The sequence below is a fragment of the Pseudonocardia wallangbongensis genome, from assembly GCF_054486945.1.
Genome location: NZ_JBRERS010000011.1, coordinates 253,514 through 262,301 on the forward strand (window position 1 = coordinate 253,514; position 8,788 = coordinate 262,301).

General features: G+C 73.9%; 10 protein-coding genes. 9 read left to right on the forward strand and 1 reads right to left on the reverse strand.

The window, feature by feature from the left end:
• Positions 1 to 28: 28 nt before the first annotated feature.
• The 9 genes from ACU436_RS32675 to ACU436_RS32715 all read left to right on the forward strand — a co-directional run bounded on the left by ACU436_RS32675 (position 29) and on the right by ACU436_RS32715 (position 8,184).
• Positions 29 to 1,039, forward strand: a complete 1,011-nt coding sequence (locus ACU436_RS32675) for a Ppx/GppA family phosphatase (RefSeq protein WP_459030888.1) — start codon at positions 29 to 31, stop codon at positions 1,037 to 1,039.
• The gene (locus ACU436_RS32680; RefSeq protein WP_459030889.1) at positions 1,036 to 2,742 is read left to right on the forward strand and encodes a hypothetical protein; all 1,707 of its coding nucleotides are present in this window, start codon (positions 1,036 to 1,038) and stop codon (positions 2,740 to 2,742) included. The genes ACU436_RS32675 and ACU436_RS32680 overlap by 4 nt, the downstream gene beginning before the upstream one ends.
• Entirely contained in the window at positions 2,739 to 3,575 is an 837-nt protein-coding gene (locus ACU436_RS32685; protein WP_459030890.1) for a sugar phosphate isomerase/epimerase family protein, read from the forward strand. The genes ACU436_RS32680 and ACU436_RS32685 overlap by 4 nt, the downstream gene beginning before the upstream one ends.
• 53 nt (positions 3,576 to 3,628) lie before the next feature.
• Positions 3,629 to 4,489 (forward strand): thioesterase family protein, encoded by an 861-nt coding sequence (locus ACU436_RS32690; protein WP_459030891.1) that lies wholly within the window; start codon positions 3,629 to 3,631, stop codon positions 4,487 to 4,489.
• A complete protein-coding gene (proC, locus tag ACU436_RS32695; protein WP_459030892.1) occupies positions 4,486 to 5,292 on the forward strand; it encodes a pyrroline-5-carboxylate reductase in 807 nt (268 codons plus the stop codon). Before ACU436_RS32690 ends, proC begins: the two co-directional genes overlap by 4 nt.
• A gap of 178 nt (positions 5,293 to 5,470) precedes the next feature.
• Complete coding sequence (locus tag ACU436_RS32700) at positions 5,471 to 5,680, forward strand: helix-turn-helix domain-containing protein (protein WP_459030893.1); 210 nt, start codon at positions 5,471 to 5,473, stop codon at positions 5,678 to 5,680.
• A 182-nt stretch (positions 5,681 to 5,862) separates the two neighbouring features.
• Positions 5,863 to 5,964, forward strand: coding sequence for a 30S ribosomal protein bS22 (locus ACU436_RS32705; RefSeq protein ID WP_003402602.1), 102 nt, complete (start codon positions 5,863 to 5,865; stop codon positions 5,962 to 5,964).
• Positions 5,965 to 6,117: 153 nt separating this feature from the next.
• Complete coding sequence (locus tag ACU436_RS32710; protein WP_459030894.1) at positions 6,118 to 7,155, forward strand: NAD-dependent epimerase/dehydratase family protein; 1,038 nt, start codon at positions 6,118 to 6,120, stop codon at positions 7,153 to 7,155.
• 93 nt (positions 7,156 to 7,248) lie between these two features.
• Positions 7,249 to 8,184, forward strand: a complete 936-nt coding sequence (locus tag ACU436_RS32715; RefSeq protein ID WP_459030903.1) for a lysophospholipid acyltransferase family protein — start codon at positions 7,249 to 7,251, stop codon at positions 8,182 to 8,184.
• On the opposite strand, the gene ACU436_RS32720 is transcribed toward ACU436_RS32715, so the two are convergent.
• On the reverse strand, positions 8,181 to 8,788 hold a 608-nt coding region (locus tag ACU436_RS32720), incomplete at its 5' end, for an IS630 family transposase (RefSeq protein ID WP_459030895.1). The genes ACU436_RS32715 and ACU436_RS32720 overlap by 4 nt on opposite strands.

Consider the following 8,788-nt stretch of genomic DNA (forward strand, 5'->3'; position numbering starts at 1 on the left):
CGTCACGTGCACGCAGTAGCCTGATCGCGTGCGCCTCGGTGTGCTCGACGTCGGTTCCAACACCGTCCACCTGCTCGTGGTGGACGCGCATCGGGGTGGCCACCCCACGCCCATGACGTCCGACAAGACGGAGCTGCGGCTCACGGAGCACCTCGACGCCACCGGCGCGCTCACCGCCGCCGGGTCGGACGCCCTCGTCCGGGCCGTCCAGCGGGCCGGCACGGCCGCCGCGGCCGCCGGGTGCGACGACCTGATCGCGTTCGCCACCTCGGCGCTGCGCGACGCCACCAACTCGGCGGCCGTGCTGGAGCGCGTGCGGGCGCGTACCGGGGTCGCCCTGGAGGTGCTGCCGGGCGAGGACGAGGCCCGCTACACCTTCCTGGCGGTGCGCCGCTGGTACGGGTGGTCGGCCGGGCGGCTGCTCGTGCTCGACATCGGCGGCGGCTCGCTGGAACTGGCCGCCGGGCTCGACGAGCAACCGGCCGTCGCCGCGTCCCTGCCACTGGGCGCGGCCCGGCTCACCCGCGAACGCTTCAGGTCCGACCCGCCCGCACGCCGGGAGATCGAGGAGCTGCGCGAGCGCCTCGACGCCGAGCTGGCCCCGGTGGGCCGCGAGCTGCGCCGGTCGGGCCCGCCCGACCTCGCCGTCGGCACCTCGAAGACGTTCCGGTCCCTCGCCCGTCTCACCGGGGCTGCGCCGTCCGGTGCGGGGCCGCGGGTCCGGCGCACCCTCACCGACGTCGGCCTCCGGCAGCTGGCCGCGTTCGTCACCCGGATGTCGTCGGCGGACCTCGCCGAGCTGGAGGGCGTCAGCGCGAGCCGCGCCCACCAGCTCGCCGCCGGCGCGCTCGTCGCGGAGGCCGCGATGCGGGCGCTGCGGGTGCCGCAGCTCGAGATCTGCCCGTGGGCCCTGCGGGAAGGAGTGATCCTGAGAAGGCTCGACACGCTCGATGGGACGGCCCAGATCGACCGCTCGGCGCAGGACGCGCCCGAACGGCTTGGACGCTTGACGACGTACGAGGCACGGTGTACTGGATGAGCTCCGAGACCGACCACCCACGTCAGCGCACTGTCGCCGAGCTGCTCGCCGCGCACGGCGACGGCAGTGTGTCCGGCGCTCGTCGGCGGCGCCGGCGGGAAGCCGACGAGCCGGACGAGGAGGGCTACGCCCCTCCGGCCGCCGAGCCCTCGGAGTGGCCGTCGGAGCCACCCCGGGAGCCGCGCCGCACCGCACCGGAGCCCCCGCTTCCACCCCCGCCCCCGCCGGTGCAGCGGGAGCCCGGAGGCAGGCGCCGGGCGGGCGGCGAGCCCGACTGGGCCGCCGAGCAGCGGGCGCCCGAGCGGAGAGCACCCGAGCAGCGGGCGCCCGATCCCTGGGGCGCGGACGAGCCCGGGTCCGACGACTGGGCGGCCGAGCGCTGGGACGGCGGGCAGTGGGACGACCAGGGCTCGTGGGACGGCGGGCGGCGCGACGCGCCGGGTCGGGACGCACGTCCGGCGCAGGAGCAGTGGGACCCCGGGCCCGCACGCGAGGCCCGCTACGCTGAGCCCGAGCCGCGCTACGCCGAGCCGGAACCCCGGTACCCGGAGCCCGACTCGCGGTACGCCGACCCGGAACCCCGCTACGCCGACCCCGATCCGCGCTACGCCGACCCCGATCCGCGCTACGCCGACCCGGAGCCGCGCGAGGCGCCGCCGCGACGTGCTGCACGGCGGGCGCCCGAGGAGCGGGGGGAGGCGCCCTGGGAGGCCCGTGAGGCCGCCCCGGCGTGGGAGGCCCGTGAGGAGCCGCCCCGCCGGTCCCGGGAGCGGGAGGCACCCGCGTGGGACCCCCGCGGCGCCGAGCCGCCCCCGAACGGCCGTGAACCCCGGGGCCGGGAGCCACGTTCCCGGGCGCCGCGGTCGTGGGACGCGCCGGAGCCCGAGGCCGCGCCGGGCGGCGGGCCCGACGAGCAGCTCGCCACCGAGCAGATGCCCCACGTCCGCCGCGGCCGGAACGCCGATCCGGCCGCCACCAGCCGCATCCAGCAGCGCAGGCGGCCGGAACCGGAGCCGGACGATCTCGACGACGACGCCGGCCCGTCCACGATGGTCGGTGCGGCGCCGGTCGGCGCGGAGGACTGGCACCAGAACCGCGTCCAGGGCAGGCGTCGCCCGCTCGAGCCGGACGACGAGCTCGAGCCGGACGACGGCCGGCCCACGATGATCGGTGGCCCACCCGCCGGTGCGGATGCGTGGCGCCAGAACCGCGCGGACGGCATGCGCCGCGGCGACGACGGCGGTCCGGCCACCCAGGCCGCGGCGCCGATGTCCTTCGACGACGAGGACGACGAGGACGACGACTACTACCGGGCCGACTACCCGGCCGGGCTCGACCGCAACGGGGTCGAGGAGCCCACCGGCTTCTTCGCCCCCGGTGACGACGACGAGGTGCCCACCCGCCGCCGCTCCGCCCAGACCGAGGAGAAGGAGCAGGCTGGCGGGGGGCCGGCGTGGGCTGCCGTGATCGCGCAGTGGATCGCGGGCGCGATCGGCGGCGCCGCGCTGTGGGTCGGGTTCCGCTTCCTCTGGCGGGACCTGCCGGTGGTGGCGCTGGCCGCGGCCGTGCTCGTCACCGTCGGCCTCGTCGTGGTGGTCCGGGCGTTGCTGCGTAGCAGTGATCTGCGCACCACGCTGTTCGCCGTGCTCGTGGGCCTGCTCCTCACCGTCTCCCCGGCCATCCTCGTGTTGCTCGGGAGATGACCCCGGTGCCGCCCGGGCAGTCACCGGCTCCGCCGGTCGCGCTCTCCACCGCCTCGGTCTACCCCGAGTCGGCCCGGGTGGCGTTCGAGCTCGCCGCCGAGCTGGGGTACGACGGCGTCGAGCTGATGGTCTGGACCGACCCGATCAGCCAGGACGTCGCTGCGGTCGCGCGGCTCGCGGAGCGGTTCGGGATACCGGTGCTGGCCATCCACGCGCCCTGCCTGGCCGTCACGCAGCGGGTGTGGAGTGCCGACCCGATCGGCCGGATCCGGCGCTCGGTCGCGGCCGCCGCCACGCTCGACTGCCGCACGGTGGTGCTGCACCCGCCGTTCCGCTGGCAGCGCCGGTACGCCGCGCAGTTCTCCGACGAGGTCGCGCGGGCGGGTGAGCACGCCGGGGTCGCGCTCGCCGTGGAGAACATGTTCCCGATCACGCGGTCCGGGGTGCGCACCGTGCCGTACAGCCCCGGGTTCGACCCCACCGAGGTCGGCCACGCGCACTACACGCTCGACCTCTCGCACACCGCGGCCTCGGGTGTCGACGCGCTCGCCATGCTCGACCGCATGGGCGCGGCGCTCACGCACGTCCACCTGGCCGACGGCAGCGGCGCCCCACGCGACGAGCACCTCGTGCCGGGACGTGGTGGGCAGCCGTGCGCCGAGGTCTGCGAGCGCCTCACAGCGTCCGGTTACGGGGGCGTCGTGGTCGTCGAGATCAGCACGCGACGCTGCCGCACCCGGCCGGAACGCGCGGCGTTGCTCGCCGAGTCGTTGCTGTTCGCCCGGCTGCACCTGCAGCCCACGGCCCACCCGCCCGCGCTGCCCGTGCGGTAGACGCCGATCACACCGGCCGCGCGCGACGGCGTGCTGGGTGATACGTCTGTTCCGTGCTCCCATCCGCCGCTACCGCCGACGCCGAGACACCGTTCCGGGACGCGATCGGCCTGACCGCGCTCGGCGACGGCCGCTTCGCCGCCGAGCTGGGTAGCCGATTCACGGTCGGCTCCAAGGCACATGGGGGGCTGCTGATGGTGCTGCTCGCCCGCGCGGGCCTGGCCCGCATCGACGCCGAGGCGCCCGGTGCGGCGCCCGACCCGCTCGCCGTCTCCGCCGACTACCTCCGCGCGCCCGACCTGGGGCCGGTGGAGCTGGAGACCGAGGTGCTCAAGCGCGGCCGGACGGTGTCGGTGGTGTCGGTGCGGCTGCGGCAGGACGAACGGCTCATGCTCGCCGCGACGCTGACGGCCGGCCGGCTCACCGACGACGGGGTGCGGTGGAGCGACCTGCCCGACGTGCCGGCCGAACCGACGCCCGGGGCGACCGACCCGCGCACCCAGGGCGTCGCCCTCGGTGTCGCGAACGCCTGCGAGCTGCGCTACGACACCCCGACGTTCGCCTTCGCCCGGGGGGAGCAGGGGACGCCGGTGTTGCGCGGCTGGGCCCGCCCGCGCGGGGAGCCGACGGACGTCCTGTTCGCCCTGCTCGCCGGGGACATCCTGGCTCCCACCGTGTTCAACCTCGGCGGGCGCATCGGCTGGGCGCCCACCGTGCAGCTGACCGCCCTGCTGCGGGGCCGGCCCGCGCCGGGCTGGCTCCGGATCGAGGCGCGGTCCGCGGCGGTGGCCGGCGACTGGTTCGACGAGGACGTCACGGTCGTCGACGCGGCCGGCCGGCTGGTCTGCCAGGCTCGCCAACTGGCCCTGTCCCCGCTCTCGCCCCCCGGGGGCGACTACCGTTCCCAGCCATGACACGGATCGCTGTGCTCGGGGCGGGGAAGATCGGTGAGGCGCTGCTGGCCGGGCTGCTCGCCGGCGGGCGCGCCGCCGACGACCTCGTGTTCACCGAGCGGCACCCGGAGCGGGCCGCCGAGCTGACCTCCCGGCTCGGGGTCGAGTCGGTCGACGTGGCGACGGCGGCCGGGCGTTCCGACATGGTCGTGCTGGCCGTCAAGCCGCAGGACATCGCGCCGATCCTCACCGAGCTCGCACCGGCGCTGCGTCCCGGCACCCTCGTGGTGTCGCTCTGCGCGGGGCTCCCGACGGCCCTGTTCGAGGGCGCCCTCCCGGCCGGCACACCCGTCGTACGGGTGATGCCGAACACGCCGATGCTGGTGGGTGAGGCGATGAGCGCGGTCTCGCCGGGCACGCACGCCACCGACGAGCAGCTGACCGCCGTGGAGAAGATGCTGTCCTCGGTGGGGCGGGTCGTGCGGCTTCCGGAGTCGCAGCAGGACGCGGTGACGGCGCTGTCCGGGTCCGGGCCGGCGTACTTCTTCTTCCTCGTCGAGGCGATGATCGACGCGGGGATACTGCTCGGCCTGCCCCGCGCCGTCGCCGCCGACCTCATCGTGCAGTCGGCGTTCGGGGCGGCGAGGATGCTGCGCGAGTCCACCGACCACCCGGTGATCCTGCGCGAGGCGGTCACCTCGCCCGCCGGCACCACGATCGCGGCCATCCGCGAGCTCGAGCGCCACGGGGTGCGGGCCGCCCTGATCGCGGCGATCGAGGCGGCTCGCGACCGGTCGGTCGAGCTGGGTAAAGCGGCCCGCTGACGGGGGCTGCCCCGAACGGGGCAGCGGAATCACCCGGACGCGCCGCCTCCGGCCACTCTCCTGCGCAGCACTCCCCTCGATCACGTCACATCCGCACCGCTAAGCTCATTCGGAACATCGACGCCGTCCCGGGCACGGGAGCCCGGACGGCCGATGCGACCACGGAAGCGGTGATCGGATGCAGTCCGAGCCTTCGGAGATTCACCTCTCGCAGGTGCAGTTCCTGACGGTCGCCGAGGTCGCGGCCACGATGCGGGTGTCGAAGATGACCGTGTACCGGCTCGTCCACGGCGGGGAGCTGCCCGCCGCCCGGGTCGGGCGTTCGTTCCGCGTACCGAAGAACGCGGTGGAGGAGTACCTCCGTAGCGCCTACTTCGACGCCGGCTGAGGTCGGTGCCGGCTGTCGTAGAACCCCGGGGGCGCTCCCGGCCCGAGAACCCCCGGTAGAGTAGGTCCTCGGTCATCGCCCGGCCGCGCACGCCCGTCGCGCTGCGCCCGGCCGGCCGCGCCTCCACCGCACGATCAGTGGCCCGCCCCCGGGCCGCGTCCCGACAGGAAGGGCCGCCACGTATGGGCTCCGTCATCAAGAAGCGCCGCAAGCGGATGTCGAAGAAGAAGCACCGCAAGCTCCTCCGCCGCACCCGCGTGCAGCGGCGCAAGCTCGGCAAGTGACCACGCGTCCCGGGCGCAGCGTGACGGCGCGCCCGGGACTGCGTTTACCTGCGGTGCGTCCGCTCACTCCGGCGAACTCGTAGCCGCACTCCCGCCGCGGGCGGTCTACCATCGGTCACTCGCCGCATCCATTTGCGTTCCTGGGGTAGGGCCGTGCCGCCATCCGTCGTGCTCGTCACCGGGGTCAGCCGGTTCCTCGGTGGCCATCTCGCCGCTCGACTCGCGCAGAACCCGGACATCGACCGGGTGCTCGGGGTGGACACCGTGCCGCCCCCGCGGGATCTGCTCCGCCGCATGGGGCGGGCCGAGTTCGTCCGCGCCGACATCCGCAACCCGCTGATCTCGAAGGTCATCTCCACCGCGTCGGTCGACACCGTCGTCCACGCCTCGCTCTCCGCCAACCCGGGCTCGTCCGGGGGCCGGGTGGCGATGAAGGAGATGAACGTCATCGGCACGATGCAGCTGCTCGCCGCGTGCCAGAAGGCGCCGTCGGTGCGGCGCATGGTGCTCAAGTCCACCACGGCGGTGTACGGGTCGAGCTCGCGCGACCCGGCGCTGTTCGACGAGACCATGACACCGAAAGACCTGCCTTCCGGCGGGTACGCCAAGGACGCGGTCGAGATCGAGGGCTACCTGCGCGGCTTCGCGCGCAGGCGCCCCGACGTGTCGGTCACCACGCTGCGGTTCTCGAACTTCATCGGTCCGCGTATCGACACCGTCTTCACCCGGTACTTCGCGCTGCCCGCCGTCCCGATCGTGCTCGGTTACGACGCGCGCGTGCAGCTGTTGCACGAGGAGGACGGGCTCGCGGTGCTCGAACGCGCGGCCAGCGAGGACGTCCCGGGCGTCTTCAACGTCGCCGCGGACGGCGTGCTGCTGCTCTCGCAGGCGATCCGCCGGGCGGGCCGGGTGCCGATCCCGGTACCGAGCCCCATCGTCGGCCCGGTGAGCAGGTTGTTCCGTGGCGCCCGGCTCGTCGACTTCTCACCGGAGCAGATGCGGCTGCTCAACTTCGGTCGCGTGGTGGACAACCGCAGGCTGCGCCGGCAGTTCGGCTTCACCCCGCGCTGGACCACGGTGCAGGCCTTCGACGACTACGTCCGCGGGCGGGGGCTGCGTCCCGTGGTGGACCCAGAGCGGTTCGCCACGCTCGAGCGGGGCGTGCTCGCCGCCGCGAGGGCGCTGCGGTGACGAGGAACCAGGGATGAGGATGCTGCGATGACGCCCCGCCGCCGCGCCGCGCACAGCACCACCGGCCCTCGCGCCGAGGAGGAGCGAGCCCCGATGGCCGAAGCCCGGGTGATCCCACTGCGCGCCGATGATCGTCGGCGGACGTGGGGTGATGCCGACGAGGTGCCGCGCGAGGCGGAACCCGAGAACGCCTGGGAGGAGGCGCTCGCCGAGTCGCTCGCCTTCCTGCGGAGGCGGTTGGAGGGCGACTACGCCGTCGACGAGTTCGGGTTCGACCTCGACCTCACCGAACACGTCATCCTGCCCGCGCTGCGGCCGCTGTACCGCAGCTGGTTCCGCGTGGAGACGATCGGCATGGACCACGTGCCGGATGTCGGTGGCGCGCTGGTGGTGGCCAACCACTCGGGCACGCTCCCGCTGGACTCCCTGATGACCGCCGTGGCCCTGCACGACGACCACCCCGCAGAGCGGAACCTGCGGATGCTCGGCGCCGACCTGATGTTCCAGCTCCCCGTGGTGGGTGCGCTGGCGCGCAAGCAGGGCAGCACCCTCGCGTGCACCGCGGACGCGGAGCGGCTCATGTCGTCCGGCGAGCTCGTGGGTGTGTGGCCGGAAGGGTTCAAGGGGATCGGCAAGCCGTTCCGCGACCGGTACAAGCTGCAGCGGTTCGGCCGTGGCGGTTTCGTCTCGGCCGCCCTGCGCTGCGGGGTGCCGATCATCCCGTGCTCGATCGTCGGTGCGGAGGAGATCTATCCGAAGATCGGCGACATCAAGCCGCTCGCCCGGCTGTTCGGGGCGCCGTACTTCCCGATCACCCCGCTCTTCCCGCTGTTCGGGCCGCTCGGGCTCGTCCCGCTGCCGTCGAAGTGGTACATCGAGTTCGGCGAGCCGATCCGCACCGACTCGATCGACCCCGCCGAGGCGGACGACCCGATGACGGTGTTCAACCTGACCGACCAGGTGCGCGAGACCATCCAGCACACCCTCTACCGGCTGCTCAGCCAGCGCCGGAGCGCCTTCTTCAGCTAGTGTCCTGAGCCGTTAGTCGGCTTAAGAAGCCGTTGGCAGTAGGCGCCGATCGAGTCGAGGATCTGTTCGGCGGTTTTGGTCCAGACGTAGGGGCGGGGGTTGTCGTTCCAGTGCTGGATCCAGGTGCGGATGTCGGCTTCGAGTTCGGCGACGCTGCGGTGCACGCCGCGGCGCAGCATTCGGGTGGTGAGTTCGGCGAAGAGGCGTTCGACGAGGTTGAGCCAGGAGCTGCTGGTCGGGGTGAAGTGCAGGTGGAAGCGGGGGTGGCGGGCGAGCCAGCGGCGGATCTCGGGGGTCTTGTGGGTGGCGTAGTTGTCCAGGATGAGGTGCACGTCGAGCTCGGCCGGGACCTCGCGGTCGAGCTGGGCGAGGAACTTTTTGAACTCCGCGGCGCGGTGGCGCCGGTGCAGGCTGGCGTGGACGTGGCCGGTGACCACGTCGAGTGCGGCGAACAGGCTGGTGGTGCCGTATCGATCTGCGGGGCGGATGTAGGTGTGGGTCTGCCGCTGCGGGACGGCGGGCATCATCGGTAGCACCGGCGCGGACCGGTCCAGGGCCTGGACCTGGCTCTTCTCGTCCACGCACAGCACCACAGCGCGCTCGG

Coding starts and splice junctions, on each gene's coding strand:
- ACU436_RS32715 (WP_459030903.1), top strand. CDS start 7,249: ATGGCCGAAGCCCGGGTGATCCCACTGCGCGCCGATGATCGTCGGCGG.
- ACU436_RS32680 (WP_459030889.1), top strand. CDS start 1,036: ATGAGCTCCGAGACCGACCACCCACGTCAGCGCACTGTCGCCGAGCTG.
- ACU436_RS32685 (WP_459030890.1), top strand. CDS start 2,739: ATGACCCCGGTGCCGCCCGGGCAGTCACCGGCTCCGCCGGTCGCGCTC.
- ACU436_RS32705 (WP_003402602.1), top strand. CDS start 5,863: ATGGGCTCCGTCATCAAGAAGCGCCGCAAGCGGATGTCGAAGAAGAAG.
- ACU436_RS32700 (WP_459030893.1), top strand. CDS start 5,471: ATGCAGTCCGAGCCTTCGGAGATTCACCTCTCGCAGGTGCAGTTCCTG.
- proC (WP_459030892.1), top strand. CDS start 4,486: ATGACACGGATCGCTGTGCTCGGGGCGGGGAAGATCGGTGAGGCGCTG.